The sequence below is a fragment of the Actinoallomurus liliacearum genome (assembly GCF_039542035.1).
GTDB classification, from domain to species: Bacteria; Actinomycetota; Actinomycetes; order Streptosporangiales; family Streptosporangiaceae; genus Actinoallomurus; species Actinoallomurus liliacearum.
This window is the reverse complement of sequence record NZ_BAABHJ010000032.1, coordinates 37,693-61,495: the sequence shown is the minus strand read 5'-3', so window position 1 is coordinate 61,495 and position 23,803 is coordinate 37,693. Positions and strand designations below refer to the sequence as shown.

Annotated in this window: 20 protein-coding genes; 8 read left to right on the top strand and 12 right to left on the bottom strand. The window is 72.7% G+C overall.

Annotation, left to right across the window (positions count from 1 at the left end; translation table 11 throughout):
* Positions 1–312: 312 nt before the first annotated feature.
* The gene (locus ABD978_RS35490; protein ID WP_345364484.1) at positions 313–1,926 is read right to left on the bottom strand and encodes an MFS transporter; all 1,614 of its coding nucleotides are present in this window, start codon (positions 1,924–1,926) and stop codon (positions 313–315) included.
* 278 nt (positions 1,927–2,204) lie between these two features.
* Between ABD978_RS35490 and ABD978_RS35485 the strand changes: the two genes are divergently transcribed.
* From ABD978_RS35485 to ABD978_RS35470, 4 genes are all read left to right on the top strand, one after another.
* The gene (locus tag ABD978_RS35485) at positions 2,205–5,081 is read left to right on the top strand and encodes an FHA domain-containing protein (RefSeq protein ID WP_345364482.1); all 2,877 of its coding nucleotides are present in this window, start codon (positions 2,205–2,207) and stop codon (positions 5,079–5,081) included.
* 105 nt (positions 5,082–5,186) lie between these two features.
* Entirely contained in the window at positions 5,187–6,068 is an 882-nt protein-coding gene (locus ABD978_RS35480) for an SAM-dependent methyltransferase (protein WP_345364480.1), read from the top strand.
* A gap of 166 nt (positions 6,069–6,234) precedes the next feature.
* A complete protein-coding gene (locus tag ABD978_RS35475; RefSeq protein ID WP_345364478.1) occupies positions 6,235–7,251 on the top strand; it encodes an ROK family protein in 1,017 nt (338 codons plus the stop codon).
* Positions 7,252–7,320: 69 nt separating this feature from the next.
* Positions 7,321–7,530, top strand: a complete 210-nt coding sequence (locus tag ABD978_RS35470; RefSeq protein ID WP_345364476.1) for a hypothetical protein — start codon at positions 7,321–7,323, stop codon at positions 7,528–7,530.
* A 28-nt stretch (positions 7,531–7,558) separates the two neighbouring features.
* Here the strand turns inward: ABD978_RS35470 and ABD978_RS35465 are convergent, their stop codons facing one another.
* Entirely contained in the window at positions 7,559–7,993 is a 435-nt protein-coding gene (locus ABD978_RS35465) for a DoxX family protein (protein WP_345364474.1), read from the bottom strand.
* 92 nt (positions 7,994–8,085) lie between these two features.
* On the opposite strand from ABD978_RS35465, the gene ABD978_RS35460 reads away from it, so the two are divergent.
* Positions 8,086–8,571 (top strand): MarR family winged helix-turn-helix transcriptional regulator, encoded by a 486-nt coding sequence (locus tag ABD978_RS35460; RefSeq protein WP_345364472.1) that lies wholly within the window; start codon positions 8,086–8,088, stop codon positions 8,569–8,571.
* Here ABD978_RS35460 and ABD978_RS35455 read toward each other — a convergent pair whose 3' ends face one another.
* From ABD978_RS35455 to ABD978_RS35440, 4 genes are all read right to left on the bottom strand, one after another.
* On the bottom strand, positions 8,572–10,047 hold the full coding sequence (locus ABD978_RS35455; RefSeq protein WP_345364470.1) for an NADH-ubiquinone oxidoreductase-F iron-sulfur binding region domain-containing protein: 1,476 nt from the start codon (positions 10,045–10,047) through the stop codon (positions 8,572–8,574). It lies immediately after the preceding gene.
* The gene (locus tag ABD978_RS35450) at positions 10,044–10,826 is read right to left on the bottom strand and encodes a hypothetical protein (RefSeq protein ID WP_345364468.1); all 783 of its coding nucleotides are present in this window, start codon (positions 10,824–10,826) and stop codon (positions 10,044–10,046) included. The genes ABD978_RS35455 and ABD978_RS35450 overlap by 4 nt, the downstream gene beginning before the upstream one ends.
* A gap of 109 nt (positions 10,827–10,935) precedes the next feature.
* Positions 10,936–12,150 carry a M23 family metallopeptidase gene (locus ABD978_RS35445; protein ID WP_345364466.1) on the bottom strand — a complete coding sequence of 405 codons (1,215 nt, stop codon included), beginning with the start codon at positions 12,148–12,150 and terminating at the stop codon, positions 10,936–10,938.
* Positions 12,151–12,492: 342 nt separating this feature from the next.
* Complete coding sequence (locus tag ABD978_RS35440; protein ID WP_345364464.1) at positions 12,493–15,366, bottom strand: glycoside hydrolase family 2 protein; 2,874 nt, start codon at positions 15,364–15,366, stop codon at positions 12,493–12,495.
* Positions 15,367–15,788: 422 nt separating this feature from the next.
* Between ABD978_RS35440 and ABD978_RS35435 the strand changes: the two genes are divergently transcribed.
* Complete coding sequence (locus tag ABD978_RS35435) at positions 15,789–17,261, top strand: cellulose binding domain-containing protein (protein ID WP_345364462.1); 1,473 nt, start codon at positions 15,789–15,791, stop codon at positions 17,259–17,261.
* A 184-nt stretch (positions 17,262–17,445) separates the two neighbouring features.
* On the opposite strand, the gene ABD978_RS35430 is transcribed toward ABD978_RS35435, so the two are convergent.
* Positions 17,446–18,300, bottom strand: coding sequence for an SDR family oxidoreductase (locus tag ABD978_RS35430; protein ID WP_345364460.1), 855 nt, complete (start codon positions 18,298–18,300; stop codon positions 17,446–17,448).
* A gap of 141 nt (positions 18,301–18,441) precedes the next feature.
* Between ABD978_RS35430 and ABD978_RS35425 the strand changes: the two genes are divergently transcribed.
* Positions 18,442–18,891, top strand: coding sequence for a winged helix-turn-helix transcriptional regulator (locus ABD978_RS35425; RefSeq protein ID WP_345364458.1), 450 nt, complete (start codon positions 18,442–18,444; stop codon positions 18,889–18,891).
* Entirely contained in the window at positions 18,888–19,508 is a 621-nt protein-coding gene (locus tag ABD978_RS35420) for a TetR/AcrR family transcriptional regulator (protein WP_345364456.1), read from the top strand. Before ABD978_RS35425 ends, ABD978_RS35420 begins: the two co-directional genes overlap by 4 nt.
* Positions 19,509–19,527: 19 nt before the next feature.
* Here ABD978_RS35420 and ABD978_RS35415 read toward each other — a convergent pair whose 3' ends face one another.
* The 5 genes from ABD978_RS35415 to ABD978_RS35395 form a co-directional block, all read right to left on the bottom strand.
* Positions 19,528–20,046 (bottom strand): hypothetical protein, encoded by a 519-nt coding sequence (locus tag ABD978_RS35415; RefSeq protein ID WP_345364454.1) that lies wholly within the window; start codon positions 20,044–20,046, stop codon positions 19,528–19,530.
* Positions 20,047–20,120: 74 nt separating this feature from the next.
* The gene (gene pgm, locus ABD978_RS35410; RefSeq protein WP_345364452.1) at positions 20,121–21,770 is read right to left on the bottom strand and encodes a phosphoglucomutase (alpha-D-glucose-1,6-bisphosphate-dependent); all 1,650 of its coding nucleotides are present in this window, start codon (positions 21,768–21,770) and stop codon (positions 20,121–20,123) included.
* A gap of 174 nt (positions 21,771–21,944) precedes the next feature.
* Positions 21,945–23,117, bottom strand: a complete 1,173-nt coding sequence (locus ABD978_RS35405) for a cation:proton antiporter (RefSeq protein ID WP_345364450.1) — start codon at positions 23,115–23,117, stop codon at positions 21,945–21,947.
* A 6-nt stretch (positions 23,118–23,123) separates the two neighbouring features.
* Entirely contained in the window at positions 23,124–23,606 is a 483-nt protein-coding gene (locus ABD978_RS35400; RefSeq protein ID WP_345364448.1) for a cation:proton antiporter regulatory subunit, read from the bottom strand.
* A 35-nt stretch (positions 23,607–23,641) separates the two neighbouring features.
* Positions 23,642–23,803 (bottom strand): hypothetical protein, encoded by a 162-nt coding sequence (locus ABD978_RS35395; RefSeq protein ID WP_345364446.1) that lies wholly within the window; start codon positions 23,801–23,803, stop codon positions 23,642–23,644.

Sequence of the window (23,803 nt, the reverse complement as noted above, 5' to 3'; positions counted from 1 at the left end):
CGGCTGAGCGTGTGCCTCGGCGGGTGAGGCGCCCGCGGACTCACTCCGCGCTCGGTCGGCTGAGCGGGCTCCTCGGCGTGTGACGCGTCCGCGGACTCAATCCGGGCTCCGTCGGCCGATCGGGTGCCTCGGCGTGTGACGCGCCCACCGCGACCGCGGCGCGCCGTGACGCCGCCGTGACGACTCGACTCGGACGACTCGGCGGTCGCTGCGCCGCCACGGTGGGCCGCCCGTCATCCCGCTCGTCGTCGCGCGGGCGACACCGGCGGCGAAGACCCGGCGGCCTGCGGGCCGTGCCGCCGGGGGCGTCGCTCAGCTCGGGCAGGAGGACCCGCGGGGGAGGCGGTACGGCGCGCCGATGCGGTAGCGGCCGGGTTCGGGGGCGTACAGGCGGGTCCAGTCGCCGTCCTTGGCCAGGCAGCCCGGCCGGCCGTCGAGGACCTTCATCCACGGGGACCAGGGGACCCGGATCAGCACCGACCCTCCGGCCGGGACCGTGACGTCCAGCTCGTTGTCGAGCGCCTGGTTCACCGTCGCCGGCGGGTCGGCGAGCGGGACGGCGTCGGTGACGCGGTACAGCCACCAGTGCCGGTTGTGCCACACCGGCCGCAGCCAGGGCTGGCCCGCCCGGACGATGCGCGCCTCGTCGATGGCCTGCCAGTCGGGCTGGGCGGAGGGCAGGACGACGTAGCCCACGGCCCAGCGGCGCAGCCAGGCGTGGTAGGTGTCCGGGTTGAGGGTCCCGTCGTAGAACACGGCGTTGCGCTGCACGTCGGCCTGGCGATTCCAGCCACGCGCCAGGTTCACCTCCGTGGCGAGCGCGGACGCCTCCAGATGGGTGCGCTCGGGCACCACCTCGACCCGGCTCTGGTCGGCGCGCACCCGGCGCAGCTCGGCCACCAGGCTCGCCGTGTGCCCGCCGGTCGCGGCCGTGTTGACGAGGTCGAAGACCGGCCGCGCCACCTGGGAGACGACCGTGGCCGCGAAGGCGATGTACAGGACGGCCGCGCGCCGGTGCAGTGCCGCGGCCAGCAGCACGGTGCCGCCGAACAGCAGCGCCATCCGATCGACGTTGCTGCCCACCTGGGAGGGGATCGCCCAGGTGAGGAGGGTCCCGATCGCGTAGACCACCGCTCCCATGCGTACGGCGCGCCAGCCGCGCGGCGCGAACGCGACCACCGCCACCGAGGCGACGACGGGGGCCACCACGAGGTACCAGGGGAACGGCTGGACGCCCGAGAAGGGGAAGAACAGCGCGGATCCCCCCACGACCACCGGTGGGCCGACGGCCACCGCGTAGGCGGCCGGGCGGCGCCGGGTGACGAACAGCGCGGCGGCGACGACCTCCAGGAACAGTCCCGCGACCGGGCTGGCAAGCGTCGCCAGCACGCCGAGGGCGACGACGGCGACGGCGCGGAGCGCCCGCGGCCCGCGCGGCACGAACACCACGGTGACGGCGGCCAGCCCGAAGAGGACGCCCAGCGCGAACGTCACGCGGCCGGACACGGCGTTGCAGGACAGCGAGAACGCGGCCCAGAGGGCCGGCGCCAGCGGGCGGGAGACGCCGGAGCGGACGAGCAGCAGCGCGACCAGGGCGGCTGATAGTGTGCCGGCGATCACCGCGGCCGTGCGCACGCCGATCAGCGCCATGAGGTACGCCGAGATGACGCTGTAGGACGCCGGGTGCATGCCGCCGTACCACGCGAAGTCGTAGGCGGAGCCGGGATGTCGCAGCGCGAAGTGCGTCCATGCGTACTGCGCGGCGAGGTCGCCGCCGTCGGTCGCGGCGAACCTGGCCCACAGCAGGTGCAGGATCGCCGCGGCGGCCGTCGCGAGCACGATCGGATGGAACAGCCATCGCCGATGGGTCGCCCGGCGGGTACGTGGAATATCGGCCCTGGGGGCCGGCTGCAGCGTGGTGGTCATCGCCCGGGGGCACTCTCCGGATGCGCCTGATGAGACGCCTGAGGCTCGGGGGACATTCGGTCAATGATCGAGGATAGGCGGCCCGGGGGCAAATCCGGCGCGCCGCCAGGACATCGGGTGTCCCTCACAACATGGCGGTCCTGGGGGACGCCGACCACTTTTCCGAAAGATTGCAGCTTATGTCGGCGAAGCCCTAGTGTTTAGCCTCGGCCAGTGGGGTGCGGGGGTCTGGCAAGCCGCTCCGCCGGGCTACGGGGCATTGACGGGAAGGCGGTTTCGTGACTCAGCTTTTCGTGGATGGCAACGGCACTTCGGTGGCTCTGGATCCACGACGCGCCTACCGCCTGGGCCGGGATCCGGGATCGGACATCGTCATCGCCGTCGACGGGGTCTCCCGGACGCACGCGATCCTTCGATTCGAAGCCGGCCAGTGGGTGCTGGAGGACAACGGCAGCGCGAACGGCACCTTCCAGAACGGCCGGCGGGTCCAGCGGACCGTCGTCGCTCCGGGCACCCAGGTCCGCCTCGGTCACCCCGAGGAGGGCGTCCCGCTCGTCTTCCGGGCCGCGCAGGCCGGGCCGGGACCCGTACAGCCGGGCTCTCCCGGCGCGTCGCCCGCCGGGCAGAGCGGCGGCTACACGTCCCCCGGCCGGCCGCCCGCGTCCGAGCCGTCCCCCCGCCCGGCCGCGCCGTACCAGCAGGACGGTTCCTGGCAGGCGGCGTCGCCCGCCGGCCCGTCGCAGCCGGGCGTCCCCGGCCAGTACCCCCCGCCTCCGCAGGCCGCCACGGGCGGGACCGCGCCGCACGGCTATCCGCAGACCTCCGGGGGCGCCCCGGCGGGCGGCACCGCGCCGTACGGATACCCGCCCGCCGCCGGCGGCGCCGCCCCCGGCGGGACCGCGCCGCAGGGGTACCCGCCCGCCTCCGGTGCCACCCAGGGTGGGACCGCGCCGCAGGGATACCCGCCGGGCCCCGAGGCCTACCCCGGTCAGCGCCCGACGGCGGATCCGTCCACCGCGGGCCGTCCCGCCCCGTACGGCGGCACCGCTCCCCAGGCGCCTCCCGGATACGGCGGCGGCTCGGGCCCGTACCAGCAGGCTCCGCCCGGTCCCGGCGGCGCCCCCGGCCGGCCGGCGCACGGTCCACGGCCGCGGTCGCCGATCGTGCAGACGATGAGCGGCCAGTACCGCGAGCCCACGCAGATCCGCCGGCTCGACGGCTCGCGGGTGGTGCGCATCGGCCGCGGCCCCGAGAACGACATGGTCATCGCGGACCTGCGGGTGTCACGTCAGCACGCCGAGCTGCGCTCCACCGGCGGAACGTACGAGATCGTCGACCTGGGCAGCCGGAGCGGCACCTACGTCAACGGGCGGCTGGTGCAGCGCGCGCCGATCGGCCCGCAGGACATCATCGGCATCGGACCCTCGACGTTCCACCTCGTCGACGACGTCCTCATGGAGTACGTCGACGCCGGCGCGGTGCGGCTCAGCGCGCACGACCTCACCGTCACCGTCGACAAGGGCAAGGTGCTGCTCGACCACGTGACGTTCCCGCTCGGGGAGAAGTGCCTCGTCGCGGTCATCGGGCCCAGTGGCTCGGGCAAGTCGACGCTGCTGCGCGCCCTCACCGGTCTGCGCCCCGCCGACCAGGGCGTGGTGTCCTACGACGGGCGCGACCTGTACCGCGACTACGCCGAGCTGCGCTCCCGGATCGGCCTCGTGCCCCAGGACGACATCCTGCACACCCAGCTGACGGTGCGCCGGGCGCTCCTGTACGCCGCGGAGCTGCGGTTCCCCGACGACACCCGGCAGAGCGAGCGCAAGGCGCGCGTCGACGAGGTGCTCAAGGAACTCGCGCTGGACCACCGCAGGGACAACAAGGTCTCCGCGCTGTCCGGCGGCCAGCGCAAGCGCGTCAGCGTCGCCCTGGAGCTGCTGACCAAGCCGTCGCTGCTCTTCCTCGACGAACCGACCTCCGGCCTGGACCCGGGCCTGGACAAGTCGGTGATGCAGATGCTGCGCGGCCTGGCCGACGACGGCCGTACGGTCGCGGTGGTCACCCACAGCGTCGCGAACCTCGACATCTGCGACCGCCTGCTCGTCATGGCGCCGGGTGGCCGGATCGCCTACTTCGGCCCGCCGAAGGAGGCGCTGCCGTTCCTGGGCTTCGACGACTGGGCGGACGTCTTCCAGGCGTTCGACGACCCGTCCATCGACTGGGGCGGCCGCTACCTGCGGTCCGCCGAGCACCAGCGGTACGTCCAGTCGGAGCTGGTCCAGCCGGCCGCCCCGCAGACCGGGCCGGTCACGGAGTACCAGCAGACGCCCAAGCCGCAGAGCTGGCCGGAGCAGCTCAGCACGCTGATCCGGCGGTACGTGCGGGGCATCGTCGCGGACCCGATGTTCCTCGGCATCACCGTGCTGCTCCCGATCATCATGGGCCTGCTGGCCCGTGTGGTGCCCACCGGCGATCTGCTCGCACGCCCGGGCACGAACGGTCAGGCGGCCAACCTCCTGCTCATCCTGTGCATCGGCGGATGCCTCACCGGCGCCGCCAACGCGGTGCGTGAACTCGTCAAGGAAAGACCGATCTATCAGCGAGAACGCGCGGTCGGGCTGTCCAGATCCGCGTATCTCGCCTCGAAGCTGCTCGTGCTCGGCCTGATCACCATCGGGCAGGGGATCGTGCTGACCCTGGTGGCCATGCTCGGCGTCACGACGCACGACAAGGGCGTGCTCACGACTCCGCTCATCGAGCTGGTGCTCGCGATCGCGCTGCTGTCCTTCACCGCGATGACCATGGGCCTGCTGATCTCCGCGCTGGTCAAGACCAGCGAGATGACGATGCCGCTCCTGGTGATGTCGACGCTGGTCCAGGTGGTCTTCTGCGGCGCCCTCGTCCACCTGGACGGCAAGCCGGTGCTGGAGCAGATCTCGTGGCTGGTGCCCGCCCGATGGGCGCTCGCCGCGATGGCCGGCACGCTCGACGCCGGTCAGCTGATCCCCCACCGGGACACCCCGCCGGACCCGCTGTGGAAGCAGGACCTCGGCACCTGGAGCCTGGACATGGGCGTCATGCTCCTGCAGGTGGTCGTGCTGTCCTTCCTGGTCGCCCGGATGCTCCGCCGCCAGGAGCCGGAGGTCATGCGCAAGTGAGCGGACCCGCTCGGGAACGCCACGTCGCGGCGTGATCGTGCCGCGCGCGTCGTCGTATCCTTGATCACCGCGCCGGATCGGTGGTGGTTTCAAGCTGGAGGTGCCATGGCGTCCGAATCCGCAGGACCCGGGGACTCGTCACCCGCCGACGCGGACGCGCACGCCCGCCGGGGCCCCGGCCTCGACACCTCGGTGCCGCACACGGCTCGCATGTACGACTATCTGCTGGGCGGCAAGGACAACTTCGCGGTCGACCGGGCGGCCGTGAAGAAGGTGCTCGAGGCGATGCCGGACATGCCGCAGAGCATCCGGCTGAGCCGGCTGTTCCTGCGCCGCGCGGTCCGGTACGCCGTGCGCCGGGGCGTCACCCAGTTCCTCGACATCGGCACCGGGATCCCGACCGCCGGCAACGTGCACGAGGTCGCCCACGAACTGGCGCCCGACGCCCGCATCGCCTACGTCGACCATGATCCGATCGTGCTGACCCACGCGCGGGCCCTGCTGTCCGGCGAGCACCGGGACCGCGTCACCATCGTCCTGGCCGACCTGCGCGAGCCGGAGAAGATCCTCGCGACTCCCGAGATACGGGACGTCATCGACTTCGACCGGCCGGTCGCGCTGATGCTGGTGTCGGTGCTGCACTTCGTCCGCGACGACGAGGACCCGTACGGCCTGGTGAAGCGGCTCTGGGCCGGGCTCGCGCCCGGCAGCATGCTCATCCTGACGCACGCGTCACTGGACCCGGACCCGGAGACCGGCCTGGCCGCCTCCGCCGGCTGGGCCAACGCCTCGTCGACGATGAACATGCGGACCTACGACGAGATCCTGCGGTTCTTCGACGGCCTGGACCTGGTCGAGCCCGGCCTGGCCGCCACCTGGAACCCCGACGGGGAGCCCGCGGAGATACTCGAACGCGCCGTCCGGAACATCTGGGGGTACGGCGGCGTCGCGGTCAAGCCGCCTGCCGGCGCGGTCCCCGAGCGCTGAACCGGGTGAGTCACCGCCGACGGACCGCGTGCGCGAGCCACCCCTGGGACAGGGGCGCGACCGGCCGACCGGGGTGAGCGAGTGCGGGACGACCGCGGCCGGATCAGGCCCCTCCCGTGCGTGTCGTCACGAGCCTTACCATCATGGGGCCGAAAGGGGATGTGGAATGCCGGACACGTGGGTGGTCGTCGGGTTGGACAACGGCGGGACCAGCAACAACGCGACGGTGCTGGACGCCGAGGGGAGCTTCCTCGTCGACCGTCTCGTGGAAACCCCCAGCCGGGTGCTGGAAGGGCCCGAAGTGGCGGTGGAGGCCCTGGCCGCGTCCCTGGCGGGGGTCCTCGAGGTGACCGGTGTCGACCCGGCGCGGGTACGCGCCGTCGGCCTGGACACCCCGGGCCCGGCGAGCGCGACCGGCGTGATCTCGAGCAAGGGCGCCACCAACTTCCCCCAGCCCGAGTGGTGGGGCTTCGACATCCGCACCGCTCTCGAGGAGCGCCTGCGGCTGCCGGTCGTCTACAACAACGACGGGAACGCCGCGGCGCTGTACGCCCACCACGCCCACTTCGGGGCCGACGCGTTCCGGCACTCGTCGGTCTCCGCGATCGTCGGCACGGGCCTGGGCGGCGGCGTGGTCGAGGCCGGGAAGGTCGTCAAGGGCGCCGCCGGGATGGCCGGCGAGCTCGGGCACGTCCACATCCCGATGCACGGGCTGCTGGAGGACGCCCAGCCGATGCCCGCCTGCAACTGCGGCTTCTCCGCCGACGCCGAGAGCGTGGCCTCGCTCACCGGCATCGCCAACAACCTGCTGCCGTACTGGCTCACGCGGTTCGAGGGGCATCCGCTGGCGGACGAGACACCGGGCAAGGCGGCCAAGCTCGTGCGGGGGTACGCCGAGAAGGAGGACCCGCTCGCCCTGAAGATCTTCGAGCAGCAGGCGATCGCGCTCGGCCGCCTCTTCACGATCGCCGCGAACTTCACCGACCCGAGCGCGTACTTCGTCGGCGGGGGCGTCGTCGAGACCGGCCCGAAGTTCCGCGAGTGGTTCCTGGACAAGGTCCGCGAGCACACGGTGCTCCGGGACGAGCAGGCCCGCGCCGCGCGATTCGCCCTGGTCCCCGACCTCGACATGGCCGGGGCCCGCGGCGCCGCGATCGCCGCGCGCGACGTCCTGCCGGCGTAACGCCGGCCACTTGGGGTGCCGCGCTCCTCGCAGTCCGGTCATCGTCGCAGGTCACATAGCCTTTGTGGCGTGGCGGGACGCTGGAGCGCGGCGGGCGGCTGGGTCATCGAGGCGATCGTCCTCGACGACCGTCCCTGCTATCGCGTCAGCCGGCGGGGCTATCTCGTCGGCGACGGCTACTGCTACCACCTGGCCGAGCTGGAACGGCTGCTGCGGCGGCACGGGATCGGCCTGCACGACCTGAGCGAGGACGGGCCGCCCGCCGCGCCGGAGCGGTAGGCGGCCCCGCCAGGCCGGGCGCGGTCGCTCAGGACGCGGTCGTGGGGGTGCGCCGGCGGAACAGCCCGTCGACGCTGAGGCGGCCGGCGCCCACCGCCGCGAAGGCCAGGGTGACGGCGGCGAGGGTGAGGACGAGCTCGTAGCCGCCCTTGTCCACGAACAGGCCCTTGTCGACGTGCACCGTCAGGAACGCGCCGACCATGTCGAGGAAGAGCAGCACGCCGGCGATGGGCGTCAGGAGCCCGAGGATCAGCAGCAGTCCCGCGCCGAGCTCGACGAAGGTGGCGTAGTAGGCCGACAGCGTCGGCGCGGGGACGCCCATCATCTTGAACGCGTGCCCGGTCGCGGTCAGGCCGTTGGTGTGCAGCTTCTGCCAGCCGTGCGCGACGAAGACGACGCCGATCGCGACACGGGCGACGAGCAGGGCCACGTCGACCACGGGTGAGGGAATGCGACGGGACATGAGTCGGGACTCCTCCGGAAAGCCGGGTACTTGAACGTTCAAGGAACCTAGCAGCTATTTGAAAGCTCAACAACAGGACTAGACTCGTCCGGGTGAGCGAGACCCGATGGCTGAGCCCCGATGAGCAGCGCACCTGGCGTGCGTACCTGACGGCGCACCGCCTGCTGCTCGACGAGATCGACGCGCAGTTGCGCCGCGACTCGGGCATCCCGCACGCCTACTACGAGATCCTGGTGCGCCTCTCGGAGACACCCGGTCGTACGCTGCGGATGTCCGTGCTCGCCGAGGGCACCCGTGTCTCCGCGAGCCGGCTGTCCCACGCGATCACCCGGCTCGAGGAGCGCGGCTGGGTGCGCCGGGAGGACTGCCCCACCGACCGGCGCGGTCAGCTCGCCGTCCTCACCGACGACGGGTTCGCCGCGCTGGCCGCCGCGGCACCGGGGCATGTCGAGGCCGTCCGCCGGGCGCTGTTCGACGCGCTCGACGCCGAACAGGTCCAGTCGCTCGGCACGATCAGCCGGATCCTCGCGGACCACCTGGACGCGACCGGCGGGGAGACGGGACCTCCGGAGGCGTGATCAGGGGTCTCTGAAGCGCAGGGCGAGCGCGGGGCACATCTCGATCGCCTGATGGGCCTGACGGAGCAGTCGCCGTGGCACCGACGTGCTCTCGACGACCGGGAAGCCGTGTTCGTCGAGGCTCACGAGGTCGGGGACGAGGTGCCCGCACAGGCCGTGCCCGGCGCAGCGGGTCCAGTCCACGGTCAGCCGCAGCCCGGTGTCCTCGGACTCCTCCGCGGCCGCCTCCTCGCCGTCGATCGGCAGCAGCCCGCGTACCGGACGGCCGCAGCCTCCCGCGGCCAGGTGGGTGGCGACGTCCTCCTCGAAGACCTCGAGCGCCGAGGCGATGAACCGGGACGTGCCGTCCGGGTGGTGGCAGGCTCCCCGTCCCTTGACGACCTGCATGCCCTGCCGTACGGCCGCGAGGGCCTCGGAGCGCGAGTCGCCCTCCGCCAGCGCGCGCAGCGACCGGGCGAGGGCCGGCAGCCCCAGGCGGCAGGGACCGCACTGCCCGGCGGTCTCCATGCCCATGTAGACGGCGACCCGGGCGACCTCGCCCAGCGGGCAGACGTCCGCGGCGAGCGGCAGGATGATGCCGGCCCCGAGGGCGGCGCCCGCCCGGGCGATGTCCGCGCGGGAGACACGGGCCCGGTTCGCGGCGGTGGGAGTGAGCCACGCGCCGTGGTAGCCGCCCATCAGGACGCCCTGGCCGACGTCCGCGCGGCCCAGGTCGAGCACCTGGAACAGCGGGGTGCCGGCCGGGGCCTCGACGACGACGGGCCGGCCGCTCGGCCCCCAGACGGTGAGGAGGACGGTGCCCGGTTCCTCGGGTGTTCCGATGGCCCGGTAGAGGTCCGCGCCGAGCTGGGACAACAGCGCCAGCTGGGCGAACGTCTCGGCGTTCGACAACAGGGTGGGCAGCCCGTCCACGCCGCGTTCGGCGGCCCGCACCTTGCGGCCCGGGGGCAGCGCCGGGGCGCCGTTGACGCCGTTGACCAGCGCGCCGCCCTCACCGGTGACGAACCGCTCCGGGAGGCGGACGACGCGGACGAACCCGCCGAGGTTGCTCTCCACGACCGCGCTGCGGATGGACCGGCCGGCCCGGCCGCCGTCGGTCACGCCGATGACCACCTCGCGGGCGCCGAGCGCGAGGGCGGCGAGCATCGCCCCGTCGAGGATGAGGTGCGGGGCGCGGGACATCAGCAGCTTGTCCTTGGCGCTGGCCGGCTCGCCCTCGGTGGCGTTGACCAGGACGACGGTCTGGGCGTCCTGACGGCGGGCCGCCGACACGACCGCCTTCAGCTTGCGGGCGAAGGGGAAGGCCGCGCCGCCGCGGCCGCGCAGGTCGACCTCTTCGGCCAGTGCCAGCAGTTCGCGCAGGCTACGCCGCCGGAACTCCCCGTGCACCGCGCGGTGGGCCGTCTGGTCGATGCGCTGGTGCCGGTCCAGCCCGCGGCCGAGGCGCGGCGGCCCCACGTACCGGAAGTCCGTCATCTCCGGTCACCGAGCCATGGGGCGGTCTCGGCGCGCAACGCCGCCCAGAACTGCTCGTCGGGCAGGTCGCCGGTCTCCGCGGCGGCCCGGGCCTCCGCGCTCACCCGGTCGCGGGGGTCGGCGGCGCCGTGACGCGTCCCGGTCCCCGTCACCCGGCCGTCGCCTCTGGCCTTGCGCGCGCGCAGCATGCGACGGTCACGGGCCAGGCGCGGGAGCCGGCTCGTCGCCGCGACCAGCACCAGGGCGGCGCAGACCAGGTAGCTCCAGGTGACCCAGGCCTTGGGGGTGCGGCCGGCCGCCAGGCCGTGGACGATCGCCACGGCCCACATGACGTACGCGAGCGCGTGCACCGTGCGCCACAGCCATGGCCGGGGGCCGGTGACGAACCGGCCGCGCAGCACGCCGGTGGCGACGATGACGATCAGCAGGTCACCGGCGATGGTGCCCAGGCCGACCAGGACGGCGCGCCGCCCGTGGCCGGTGAAGGGCAGGAACGCGTCGAAGACGGTCGCGTGCGCCTCCATGACCTTCAAGGCGATGTGCGTGACCAGGAAACCGACGGCCATGACCGCGGTCGCGCGGTGGGCGCCCTGGGCGAGGATGCGCAGTCCGATCGGCAGGGTCCGCTGCGCGGCGGCCACCCCGGCGACGACCGCCGCGGTCGCCGCCAGCAGGGTGAACACACCGACGTAGAACTCCAGGAACCGCCGCAGCCGCTCGATCTCCGCCGCTCCCCACGAGGTCCGGCCGACGACCAGGACGACCGCGAGGAGCACCAACGTGAGGAACGTCGCCCGGGTACGCCCGGGTCTTCGGGAGGGACGGCGCCGCGCCCGCCTCCGCCGTGCCCCGGGCTCCCTGGGAGCGTGCCGCGGGGCGGCGGCCCGCTCAGACGACGGCACCGGGACTCCCGCCGGGCAGAGGGACGTCGGGAACGCGCACGCTCGGCGGGCCCGACTTGGGCGTACGGCCGGGGGAGGGGCTCCCGGACGGCGCGGGGGCGGGAGACGGGGGCGTGGCCCCGAAGTTCAGCAGCGGGTTGCCGGCGTCGACGCGGACGCCGGCGCGCTCGGCGAACGTCGCCGCCGCCGTCTCGCGCAGTGTCCAGCCGCCCAGTTGGAAGTGGTCGAGCCGCATCGTGCCGGTCGCGTCGGTGACCGCGAACCGCACCATCCGCTGCGGCGCCTCCCCGCCTCCGCACGGCTGTTCCGTACCGGTTCGGCCGAGGTAGTCGCCGCGCTTCACGAGGTCGCCGTCGCGGACCTTCGTCACGTCGGACATCTGGTAGTACTCGGTGGCCAGGCCGTTCGGGTGGATGAGGAGCACGAGCCCGTGGCCGGCCGCGGAGGAGCAGAGCCGGTAGATCCGGCCGTCGCCCGGGGCGAGGACCCGCCCGTCACCGCCGTCGAAGCCCGACACGCCGTCGTCCGTGGCCAGGAGGGTCCAGGACTGGCCGACTCCCCAGGGGAGCATCAGGCCGGTGTCCAGCGGCGGGTCGGCCGCGGCGCTGAACCGCTCGAGCACCGGTCGTTCACCGGCCGGAACGACCGCGGCGGGCGCCTTCCGCAGGAGCGTGGTGAACTGCGGGGTGCCGGCCAGGGCCACCTGCCAGCCGGCGCGGGTGCGCTGCGCGACGTAGAGCGAGGACTCCGGCATGACCGTCATCCCGCGCGGCGGCGGGATCGTCTCGGTGCCGAACGCCCAGGTGCGCGCGCGGTCCATCCTGGTCAGCCGCACGATGGGGGTCGGCAGCGCCCCGACCCCGTAGTCCCGCCGGGCCACGCGGCTGCGCTCGGCGAGGACGACCGTCTCGACCTTCCGGCTGAGCTGGACGGCCGGGCTCACCGGAGCCCGCGACGGCGAGGATCGGGACGGGGCCGGACGCGGCGTGCGCGAGTGCCTGACGTGCACGGGGCGGCGGTCGGCGACCGCGTGCCGGGCGGCCGGCGGCATGACGGCCTGCTCGACGATGGCGGCCAGTGCGAGACCCACCGCGATGACGACCACTCCGCCCAGCGCGGAGATCCTGTCGCCCAGCGACGCCGTCAGCCTCCGGCGCCGTGGGGGGCCGAGCCGTCCTTGCCTGTGGCGCGTCCTCGGCATCGACCTGCCTCTCCAGAGGGCCGATCGCATGGTGATCGAGACCGGATTGCGAGAGGAGTGTAGGGCGGTACGGACATTTAAAGTGCCGAAAAGTGAAAAGTCGTCACGCGCACCGTCATTATGAGCGGAGCGGGATCGGACAGTTACGCGGTGCCGCCGATCGCGCGGATCGGCGGCCATCGGGCCATTTCCCGAAGGGGACGCGAAGGAGCGCCCGGGGCGCGATTCGGCCGGGCGGACGACCTTCGAGGCCGTCTTTCCGCCGAACACGCGCCGCCGGGCGGTGTCCATTGTCCGGATCCGGTCATGATTCCGGTCGTGTGAAATAAGGAGCGAAGAGGGTCAGCCGCGTGCGGGGACGGTGAGACCGGCGAGGTTCCAGCCGGTGATCCCGACCACCGGCGCCGCGCCCCGTAGGTCCGCGACGCGGTAGCGTCCGGTCAGCGTCTGACTCTGCCCCGGCCAGAGCGTGACGGCGTTGTCGCTCCACTCGATCGGCAGGACCTGGTCGTCGCCGCCCAGCGCGCGGCCGTCCGAGGTGCCCCGGCGCACGTCGGCGCGGGTGAACACCGCGGGCACCGGCTTGGAACCCACGTTGCGGATGGTCACCGTGGTGGTCGCCTCCCCGCCGTTCCGGCGCGTCGACGCGGACACCTTGACGTTCGCGGCGGGCAGGCTCTGCAGACCCGTGAGGTCGGCGTAACCGTCGGACTTGAAGACCGCGCCGCTGCCCTGGCCGAGCGACTTGGGCCAGTCGACCTCGTCCGTCTTCGTGGAGAGCCAGTAGACGTTACGGCTCACCGTCGCGCCCGGACGCGTCAGCGTCAGCTCCAGGAAGTACGTGCGGGAGATGCCCGCCGGCACCTTCGGCGTCAGCACGGTCCGTACGTCCTGGCTCGCCAGCGCGGGCACCGCCTGCCGGGCCGTCGCCTTGACCGTGCCGTTCAGGTCGATGAACCGCGCGGTGGCGGTCAGGCCGGACTGCCGGGCGTTCGTCAGGTTGGCGACCCTGATCGAGCCGTCGGCGTAGTCGTACATCACGTGGACGGGCTCGCCGGCCTTCTGCGCGCCGAAGTACACGCCGGGCTGGTCGAGGTCGTAATTGTAGAGATTCCAGTGCAATGACGGCCAGGCCTTGTTCAGCATCCAGTAGATGACGCCGGTGCTGGGATTGGCCGGATCCTTGGAATGGCCGAGGTACGCCTCGAACTGCGCGCGGGTGACCTCGTACCCGCCCATCTGCGCGATCCGCTGGTAGGACGCCATGTCGGACCAGTGGCCGTAGCGGTTCCACAGCGGGGTGTTGTACTGCCCCATCCGGGCGGTCTTCGTGTAGCTGTTGAACTTCGGGTACACGTGGAACAGGTCCGGCCCGGTCCCCGGCCCGTTCGTCGTGCTCAGGTCCCAGATCTTCTTCTGCTCCTCCGGCGTCAGGAACCGGTTGAGGGAGTCCTGGGTCGGCACCGTGTTGCCGGCGCTCGTCTCCGTGCCGTACGCCCAGGCGCTCCCCTGGTTGGTGAAGGTCGGGTCGCGGGGATCGACCGTCTCCGGCCCGTTCGCCCACCAGTAGCCCGGCGGGACGTAGTTGTACGGGCCCTCCTTGGAACCGGACGGTCCGAGCTGCGGCGACGACTTGTACTCCGCGGCGGCGACCTGCGGCGTCGGCCAGTCGGCCGCCGCGAACGCCTTCAGGTAGATGGCCTCCTTGACCGCGTCGGGCGCCTCGTCACTGCCCTGGTAGAAGGTGAAGACGCTCGGGTGGTCGCGCAGCCACTGCGCCACGTGGGTCGCCTGGACGCCGGCGTTCGCCTTGAGGGCGTCCGGCCACTTGGAGGACGGATCCTCCCACCGGTCACAGCACTGCCAGCCGGGCATGGCCAGGATGCCGGCCCGGTCCAGCTGGGCGAACATGTCGTCGGGCGGCAGGTTCCCCTCGAACCGCAGGGTGTTCAGTCCCAGGTTCTTGACGTAGGCGAGCTGGTCGCGGATGTTCTGCGGCGAGTAGCGCATGAACATGTCCGGCGACCACCCGCCGCCGCGGATCACCAGCGGGACGCCGTTGATCACGAACTGCCGCCCGCCGTGCGTGGTGTGGGTGCCCGGCTTGACCGGCGTCAGGTACGAGGTGACGGTACGGATGCCGAAGTCCTCGTCGGTGCGGTCGGAGACCCGGCCGCCGGCGTTCGCGCTCACGGTCAGGTGGTAGAGCGGCTGCGCGCCGAGCTGGTACGGCCACCAGACGGCGGGGTGCGCCAGGTGCAGCGCCCGGTGGTCCGCCGGCGTCAGCGTCACCGTCCGGGTCGACTTGGCGGGGACGCTCGTGTTCGCCGACACGGCGATCCGCGTTCCGCTCCGGGTGATCGTGGCGTCCAGCCGCGCCTTCTGCTCGGCGTCCGTGTCGTTGCGCAGGTCGGCTCTGACGGTGAGGTCCGAGCTGCCGAGGTTCGCGGCGTTGTGCTGGACGACGTGCACGTTGCGCAGCGCGACCGGGCCGGCCTGGGCGAGCTGGGGCGCGAAGCGCAGACCGGTGTTGCGGTCCGGCGCCGGCGGGTTCCAGTCGAGCAGGCTGTCGGTCAGGTACGTCTTCGGGTCGTTCTTGGCGACGTCGAGCGCGATGGCGTTCTGGCCGTCCCGGACGTACGGCGTGATGTCGTACTCGAACCGGGAGTACGCGCCCTGGAGCTGCGACCGGTCGGCGACCTTGGTGCCGTTCACCCACAGGTCCGCGGTGCCGAGCACCCCGTTCATGATCAGGACGGTGCGGCCGTCACGCCGCGGGTGGACGGTGAGCTGCGTGCGGTACCACCAGTTCGCGTTGAACTGGTCGGTGGGGACCTTGGCCAGGTTGTCGGAGAAGAAGATGTTCGGGTAGCGCCCGTTCTCCAGCAGCCCCGCCATCAGCGTCTCCGGGCGGCTGATCGCCAGCCAGCCCGTGGTCGCGTAGTCGGGGCGGGAGATCGTCGCGCCCGACCCGCCCGCGACGGCCGAGGACTGGATCTTCCAGCCGGAGCTCAGGTCGGCGGCGGAGGAAGGGGTGGCCGAGGTCGTGACCGAGGCGGTGCCGGGCGGTGGAGAGGGCGCGACGGCGAGCGCGCCGGCCCGGTTCGTCGCGCCGCCTGCGGGGGAGGAGGGGCGGGCGGCCGCCGACGCGGGCGCGGCCAGGGCGAGCACGGCGCATGCCGCCAGGATGATCGGATGTGACCTCAACCTGGTCACGGCGCCTCCTGAAGATCGTCGGATCGCATCCGGCAGGGATCTCCTGCGATGATCGTTAACCACATTAACATTATTTGTTAATCACATTAACGATGGCCGGAAACGGCCAGCGCCCGGTCGCGCGGATCCCGGACCGGGTGGTCCCGGCGGATGTGTGACGCGCGACTCCCGTCGCGCGCCCCTGCCGGGGTCCGCGCCGTCGCGCTCCTCGAGTCGGGGCGACGGCGGGCGCCGGGCCCGGAGTGTCGCCGCGTGTCCTGTCAGCGTACCCGCGGGAGGCGAGCGGCCCAGGGGCCGGTTCTGCGAGGTCTCCGGTGTGAACGGCGATGAAAGGGTCTTTCCCGGCTTCGGTCCCCAGGGTTACCTTCGGTCAGCTTGGGAGCGCTCCCACATCTCTCCCGCAACCCGCCATGGAGCCGTCAATGCGACCTCGACGCGTGATCCCGTTTCTCGTGGCCTTCCTGCTCAGCGTCTGCGGGGTCGGCCTCGTCACCGGCGCCGGCACCGCGCACGCCGCCGTGGCCTGCGACGTCGGCTACGCGAAGAACGACTGGGGGTCGGGCTTCAGCGCCACCATCACGCTGAAGAACCTCGGCGATCCGCTGAACGGATGGACACTGACCTACGCCTACACCGGCGACCAGAAGCTGACCCAGGGCTGGAGCGGCACGTGGTCCCAGAGCGGTAAGAACATCACGGTCACCAGCGCGAGCTGGAACGGTACGCTGGCGAGCGGCGCCAGCGCCCAGATCGGCGCCAACTTCACCTACACCGGCACGAACACCGATCCGACGTCCTTCTCGATCAACGGCACCGTGTGCACCGGCTCGGGCTCCGGCGGCGGAGGCGGCGGTGGAGGCGGTGGCGGTGGCGGGACGACCGGACCCGCGCCCGCGCTGCACGTCTCGGGGAACAAGCTCGTCACCGCGAGCGGCACGACCGTACGCCTTCGCGGGGCGAACCGCTCCGGCGGCGAGTTCATGTGCGTCCAGGGCCGGGGCATCTGGGACGGCCCGGTCGACGACGCGTCGATCAACGCCATGGCCGCGTGGAAGATCACGGCGGTCCGGGTCCCGCTGAACGAGGAGTGCTGGCTCGGCCTGAGCAACATCGACTCGCGGTACGGCGGCACGGCGTACCAGGCCGAGGTGAAGTCCTTCGTGTCGCGGCTCGAGGCGCACGGCATGACCCCGATCCTCGAGATGCACTGGAACTACGGCACCTACACCGGTCCCTCGTCCGGCTGCTCGGACGTCCACGCCACCTGCCAGAAGCCGATGCCGGACGCCCAGTACGCGCCGTCGTTCTGGACGGGTGTCGCGAACGCCTTCAAGGGCGACGACGCGGTGGTCTTCGACCTGTTCAACGAGCCGTACCCGGAGCGCGCGACCGGCAGTGAGACCTCCGGCTGGACCTGCTGGCGGGACGGCGGGACCTGCTCCGGCATCCCCTACCAGGTGGCCGGCTTCCAGAGTCTCGTGAACGCCGTACGGGCGACCGGCGCCGGCAACGTGATCCTCGTCGGCGGGCTGGCGTACTCCAACGACCTCACGCAGTGGCTGCAGTACCGGCCGACCGACCCGAAGAACAACCTGGCGGCGTTCGCGCACATCTACAACTTCAACACCTGCTCGAGCACGTCCTGCTACGACAGCCAGCTCGGGCCGGTCGCGGCGCAGGTGCCGCTGACGCTCAGCGAGATCGGCGAGAACGACTGCTCGCACGGCTTCGTCGACACCGTGATGAACTGGGCCGACTCGCACGCCGTCGGCTACCTGGGGTGGACGTGGAACACCTGGGACTGCAGCAGCGGCCCGTCGCTGATCAGCTCGTACGACGGCACGCCCACGTCGTACGGCGTCGGCCTCCGGGACCACCTGGTGGCCACCAACTGAGGCGGGACGCGTCCCAGACCCGCGCGGGCCGGTGGCCGGTCGGCAGGAGCCGGCCCGCGCGCCCGGAGCCCCGCCACTCCGGGTCCGGGTGGCCCGCCGCCGCGCGCGGCGGCGGGCCACCCGGGGGCCGGGGTCCGGAACGCCGCGGGTGACGAGACGGTTCGAGCGGCGGAGCGCCGGGACCTCAGCCGGCGAGCGCCGCCGCGACGGTGTCGGCGATCGGGGTGGTCGGCCGGCCGATGAGCGCCTTCAGGTCGCCCGGCGTGTCGGCCAGCGCCCCGGCCGCGATGCCGCGGTCGACGTCGACGAGCACGTCGGCGAACGCGTCGGGCACGCCCCCCGCGACCAGGGCCGCGCGGTGCTCCTCCCCGGACACGTTCCGGTACACGATCTCCTTGCCGGACGCCCGGGAGATCTCCCCGGCGAGGTCGCCGAGGGTCCACGCGACGTCCCCGGCGAGTTCGTAGATCCGGTTGTCGTGACCCGTCCCCGTCAGCACGGCGACCGCCGCCGCCGCGTAGTCCGCGCGGGTGGCGCTGCCGATCCGGCCGTCGCCGGCGCCGCCGATGACGGCGCCGGTCTCGGCGGCGTGGACGATCGCCGGAACGTACATCTCGCTGTACCAGTTGTTGCGCAGGAGCGTGTACGTCAGTCCCGTCTCACGGATGATCTCCTCGGTCGCCTTGTGCTCGGCGGCCAGCCCGAGGACCGACGTGTCCGCGTGCGGTGCGCTGGTGTAGACGACGTGCGGGATGCCGGCGCCCTGGGCCGCCTGGATCGCCGCGGCGTGCTGCGGAACGCGCCGCCCGACCTCGCTGCCGGAGATGAGCAGGAGCCGGGTCCCGCCCTCGAACGCCGGGCGCAGCGTCTCGGGACGGTCGTAGTCGGCCTCGCGGACCTGCACGCCGCGCGCGGCGAGGTCGGCGGCCTTCTCCGGGCTGCGCACGGCGGCCACCACCTGGTCCGCGGGCACCTTCTCCAGCAGCCCGTCGATCACCAGACGGCCGAGCTGGCCGGTGGCGCCGGTAACGATGATCATAAGAGTCTCCAGCTTCGAACGGCCTCGGCGGCAGCGCCCCGAGGTGAGCACACGCTGACCGTAGTACTAACTTTTCTACAGTGCAATCTAAGAGTGAGTACATGATCAATGGGTAGTGCGGTGGAGAAGTATGCTGACGCCATGGACAGCCGCGCGACCAACGGATCGCCGACCCCGGCCTGCGACGGCGAAGCGGTCCGCGACGCCTACGGCGACGTCGTCTTCGACGTGTTCGCCGGCCGGTGCACCTCCCGCGAGGCGCTCGGGCACATCACCGGGCGCTGGGGGATCCTCGCGCTCGGCGCGTTGAGCGAGGGCACGTACCGGTTCAACGCGCTGCGCCGCCGGGTCGACGGCGTGAGCGAGAAGATGCTCGCGCAGACCCTCCAGGCGCTCGAACGCGACGGCTTCGTGCTCAGGAAGGCCGAGCCGACCATCCCCCCGCGCGTGGAGTACAGCCTCACCCCGCTCGGCCGCCAGGCCGCCGAACGACTCCTGGGCGTCATCGAGTGGCTGGAGGCCAGCATGCCCGAGGTCACGGCGGCCCGGGCCCGCTACGACGAGGCGAAGGCCGACGAGAAGGGGCCATGACGGAGAGTCCGATGACGCGGCCGGGCGCCGGGCGGACGCGGCGGCGCGGCGCCGCACTGGAAGAGGCGATCCTGGGCGCCGCGGTGGACGAGCTCACCGAGTCCGGATACGCCGGGTTGACCATGGACAAGGTCGCCGCGCGGGCCGGCACGAACAAGAACGCCATCTACCGCCGCTGGCCGAACCGTCTCGCGCTCGGCATCGCCGCCTACCGGCGACTGACCACGACGGCCGCCACCCCCGACACCGGTGGCCTGCGCGGCGACGCCCTGGAGTACCTCCGCCGGGCGAACCGCCACTGGAGCTCCCCCCTCGGCGCGATCCTGCGGGAGCTGCTCGCCGCGGCGGGCGGAGCGTCGGAGGTCCTGGCGCAGTTGCAGGACCAGTCCGGTGACGCCGTCGCCGCCCCCTGGCTGACCATCCTCGGACGCGCGGTCGCACGCGGTGAGGCGGCCCCCGAGGCCCTTCATCCACGGGTCGCCACCGTGGCCATCGTCCTGCTGCGCAACGAGTTCGTCGTGCGCGGGGTCCCGACCGCACCCGACGACGTCCTCATCGAGATCGTCGACGAGGTGTACCTGCCCCTGGTGCGGCGGCGGGGTCCGGCCGCCGGCTGACCTCCCGGCGGCGCGGCGGTCAGCCGCCGTCCGGACGGGTGATCGCGGGCACCAGCCGGTAGTCGCGCTGGAAGACGAGGTTGTGCAGGTCCGCCGCCGCGATGGCGCGCAGCGTGCCCACCTCCGCGGCGGCCTGCTCGTCGGTGAAGACGTTGAGCGGCCATTCGCCCACCGTCGCGCCGCGCAGGTGCGGATGGTGGAAACCTCGCTCGAAGTGGGCGTTCAGCGTGATCGGGCGGACGCCCGCCGCGCGCTGCTCCGGCCAGGACAGGGTCCATGAGGCGGTCAGCCCGCCGTCCTCGGTCCGCCGCAGTCCGCTCTCGTCGATCAGCCCCGTCCCCTCCAACAGGCCCTCGTCGATCTCGGTCAGCACCCGGCGGGCGTACTGGGCGAGCAGCACGACCGTGTCGGCGAACCGCTCCTCCTTGTCCGCCCGCGTCTCCACGCCGCCGTGGGTGCCGTCCCGCAGGTCCTCGAAATGCCGCCGCAGCGCGGGCAGTGTCGGGTTGTCCCCGTGCGCGGTCGATGACTCGCTCATACGTTCATTCTGCGCCGCGGCGCCCCGGCCGGGGCGCCGCGGCGCGGGCGTACGCGCGGGGCGACGGAGGCGGGTCAGGAGCCGGCGGCGGCGAGCGTGGCGTTGACCAGGTCGCGGGCCTCCTCCTGGACGCGGGCGAGGTGGTCCGGGCCCTGGAAGGACTCGGCGTAGATCTTGTACACGTCTTCGGTGCCGGACGGCCGGGCGGCGAACCAGGCGTTCTCGGTGCAGACCTTCACGCCGCCCAACGGCGCGCCGTTGCCCGGAGCCTCGGTGAGCACCGTGGTGATCGGCTCACCGGCGAGCGTGTCCGCGGTGATCTGCTCGGCGGACAGCCTCTTGAGGATCGCCTTCTCCGCACGGGACGCGGGCGCGTCGACGCGCGCGTACGCGGGGTTGCCGTACCGCGCGACCAGCTCGGCGTGGTTCTCGCTGGGGGAGCGGCCGGTGACCGCGGTGATCTCCGAGGCCAGCAGGGCGAGGAGGATGCCGTCCTTGTCGGTGGTCCACACCGAGCCGTCGCGGCGCAGGAACGAGGCGCCCGCGCTCTCCTCGCCGCCGAACCCGAGCGAGCCGTCCAGCAGACCGGGCACGAACCACTTGAACCCGACCGGGACCTCCACGAGACGGCGGCCGAGTCCGGCCGCGACCCTGTCGATCATGCTGCTGCTGACGAGGGTCTTGCCCACTTCCGCGTCACCGGGCCACTCGGGCCGGTGGGCGTACAGGTAGGAGATGGCGGCCGCGAGGAAGTGGTTGGGGTTCATCAGGCCGCCGTCCGGCGTGACGATGCCGTGCCGGTCGGCGTCCGCGTCGTTGCCCGTGGAGACCGCGAACTCGTCCTTGCGCGCGATGAGCGACGCCATCGCGTACGGCGACGAGCAGTCCATCCGGATCTTGCCGTCCCAGTCCAGCGTCATGAACCGCCAGGTCGGGTCGGTGTGCGGGTTGACGACGGTGAGGTCGAGCCGGTGGCGGTCGGCGATCTCGCCCCAGTACGCCACACTCGCGCCGCCGAGCGGATCCGCGCCGATCCGTACGCCCGCCTCGCGGACGGCGTCCAGGTCGAGGACGGAGGGCAGGTCGTCCACGTACGCGCCGAGGAAGTCGTAGCGGCCGGTCGTGTCCGCCGCGAGCGCGCGGGCGTACGGGATGCGCTTGACCTCTTTCAGGTCCTCGGCGATCAGCGCGTTCGCCCGGTCCTGGATCCACGAGGTCGCGTCGGTGTCGGCCGGACCGCCGGACGGCGGGTTGTACTTGAAACCGCCGTCGGCGGGCGGGTTGTGCGAGGGCGTGACGACCACACCGTCCGCGAGACCGGACTCGCGACCGCGGTTGTAGGTGAGGATGGCGTGCGAGACGGCCGGCGTCGGCGTGTAGCCGTCCCGGCTGTCGATCAGCACCCGTACGCCGTTGGCGGCGAAGACCTCCAGCGCCGACACCCGCGCGGGCTCCGACAGGGCGTGCGTGTCGATCCCCAGGAACAGCGGACCGTCGACCCCCTGGTCCGCGCGGTACTCGCAGATGGCCTGGCTGGTCGCCAGGATGTGCGCCTCGTTGAAGGCGGTGTTCAGCGCCGATCCGCGATGCCCCGACGTGCCGAAGGCCACGCGCTGCTCGACCCGCGCGGGGTCGGGCTGGTACGCGTAGTAGGCCGTCACCAGCCGCGCGACGTCCACCAGGTCTTCCGGCTGCGCGGGCCGCCCCGCACGCTCATGCGCCATCGGATGCTCCTTCGGCCCTCGCGGGCCGTCGACGTTCGATTCCTTACGCCAGTCTGTCCCAGCGCGGGAGAGGTAATCGATCCGCCCTACGGCGAGCGAACCGGCCACGGCGTGCCGCCGGATCGGGTTCGAGGCGTCCCCGTGACCGGCGGCGGGGTGCCGCCGGATCGGGGGTCATGCCCGGCGTCCGCCGCCGGACGCGGCGACGGCACGGGCGAGGGAGTCGGCGCTCCGGGCCAGCAGCGGCCCGGCGACGGCGAGGATCAGGACGTACGCCGCGGCGAGCGGCCCGAGGCGCGGGTTCGTGCCGGCACCGACCGCCAGGCCCGCGACGACGATGCTGAACTCCCCACGGGGGACGAGCGCCGTCCCGGCCCGCAGCCGGCCCGCCGGACCCACTCCCGCCCGGCGGGCCGCCACCCACCCGGTGGCGAGCTTGGTCACCACGCCGACGACCGCCAGCAGAGCCGCGATGCCGGCCACCGGCGGCAGGTCCGCCGGGTCGGTGTGCAGGCCGAAGAACACGAAGAACACCGCCGCGAACAGGTCCCGGAGCGGACTGAGCAACTGCCGGGCGTCGTGCGCGAGCGGACCGGACAGCGCGATGCCGACGAGGAACGCCCCCACGGCGGCCGACACCTGCAGCTGCTGGGCGAGCCCGGCCACCAGGACGGTGAGACCGAGAACCTTCAGCAGGAGCACCTCACGGCTGGGGCTGGCCACGAAGCGCTGCACGACGTCGCCGTGGCGCAGCGCGACGAACAGGATCAGGCCGATGGTGACCGCGGCGGCCAGGAGGGCGAACAGGCCGCCGAGCAGCCCGGCCCCGGCCAGCAGCGCCGTGAGGATCGGCAGGTACGCGGCCATGGTCAGGTCCTCGAAGACCAGCACCGACAGCACGCTGGGAGTCTCGCGGTTCCCGAGCCGGCCAAGGTCGCCCATCACCTTCGCGGTGATCCCGGAGGAGGTGACGTACGTGATGCCGCCCAGCGCCACCGCCGCGACCGGACCCCAGCCGAGCAGGAGAGCGGTGGCGACGCCCGGTACGGCGTTCAGCGCCAGGTCGGACAGGCCGACCGGAGCCGAGGTCCGCATCGTGGTCACCAGTTCGTCGGCCGTGTACTCCAGGCCGAGGGTGAACAACAGCAGGATCACGCCCACCTCGGCGCCGACCGAGACGAAGTCCTCGCTGGTCGTGAGCGGGAGCACGCCACCGGATCCGAACGCCAGCCCGGCCAGGAGGTACAGCGGGATCGGCGAGACGGAGAACCGGACCGCGACCGCGCCGAGCAGTCCGAGGCCCAGGATGATGGCGCCGAGTTCGATCAGTTGGGTCGTCGAATGCATGGGCGGCTACCGCGTGCCGAGCAGCGCGGCGACCGCCGCGGTGCCGTCGGCGGTGCCGACCACGAGGACGATGTCGCCCGCCTGGAAGACGAAGTCCGGGCGCGGGCTGGCGACCACGCCGCCGCCGCGGACGACGGCCACGATGGACGCGCCCGTACGGGTGCGGGCGCGGGTGTCGCCGAGCGGCCGCCCGTCGTACGGCGAGCCGGCGACGATCGGGACCTGCCGGCTGACCAGGCCCTCGACGTGGCGGTGCAGTTCGGCCAGGCGTTCGACGACGCGGGCGGTGCCGAGGAGTTCGGCGACCGCGCCGGCCTCCTCGGAGGTCAGCACGATCGTCGTGGCCGCGCTGTCGGGGTCGTCCTGGTCGAAGACGACCACGTCACGCCGGCCGCTGTGGTGGGAGACGATCCCGACACGTCGGCCGCGTTCGGTCGTGAACACGTGTTGCAGGCCGATTCCGGGCAGGGAGCAGCGTTCGATCTCCACAGGAGTCCTCTCAGGCTCGTCGATCGGAGTGGGGGTCACTGGTCGAAGGCCGCGTAGACCATCGCCAGCACGTTCGCGGTGATCAGCACGGCCAGCGCCGGCAGACCGAGCCGCGCGTTGTCGCGGCGGAACATCGAGGCGATCAGGAGCACCCCGCCGCCCACGAGGACGGCGATGGCGAGGAAGAGGTAGGTCAC

Coding starts and splice junctions, on each gene's coding strand:
- ABD978_RS35480 (WP_345364480.1), top strand. CDS start 5,187: ATGGCGTCCGAATCCGCAGGACCCGGGGACTCGTCACCCGCCGACGCG.
- ABD978_RS35435 (WP_345364462.1), top strand. CDS start 15,789: ATGCGACCTCGACGCGTGATCCCGTTTCTCGTGGCCTTCCTGCTCAGC.
- ABD978_RS35455 (WP_345364470.1), bottom strand. CDS start 10,047: ATGACGGACTTCCGGTACGTGGGGCCGCCGCGCCTCGGCCGCGGGCTG.
- ABD978_RS35445 (WP_345364466.1), bottom strand. CDS start 12,150: ATGCCGAGGACGCGCCACAGGCAAGGACGGCTCGGCCCCCCACGGCGC.
- ABD978_RS35420 (WP_345364456.1), top strand. CDS start 18,888: ATGACGGAGAGTCCGATGACGCGGCCGGGCGCCGGGCGGACGCGGCGG.
- ABD978_RS35415 (WP_345364454.1), bottom strand. CDS start 20,046: ATGAGCGAGTCATCGACCGCGCACGGGGACAACCCGACACTGCCCGCG.
- ABD978_RS35465 (WP_345364474.1), bottom strand. CDS start 7,993: ATGTCCCGTCGCATTCCCTCACCCGTGGTCGACGTGGCCCTGCTCGTC.
- ABD978_RS35490 (WP_345364484.1), bottom strand. CDS start 1,926: ATGACCACCACGCTGCAGCCGGCCCCCAGGGCCGATATTCCACGTACC.
- pgm (WP_345364452.1), bottom strand. CDS start 21,770: ATGGCGCATGAGCGTGCGGGGCGGCCCGCGCAGCCGGAAGACCTGGTG.
- ABD978_RS35425 (WP_345364458.1), top strand. CDS start 18,442: ATGGACAGCCGCGCGACCAACGGATCGCCGACCCCGGCCTGCGACGGC.
- ABD978_RS35430 (WP_345364460.1), bottom strand. CDS start 18,300: ATGATCATCGTTACCGGCGCCACCGGCCAGCTCGGCCGTCTGGTGATC.
- ABD978_RS35405 (WP_345364450.1), bottom strand. CDS start 23,117: ATGCATTCGACGACCCAACTGATCGAACTCGGCGCCATCATCCTGGGC.
- ABD978_RS35475 (WP_345364478.1), top strand. CDS start 6,235: ATGCCGGACACGTGGGTGGTCGTCGGGTTGGACAACGGCGGGACCAGC.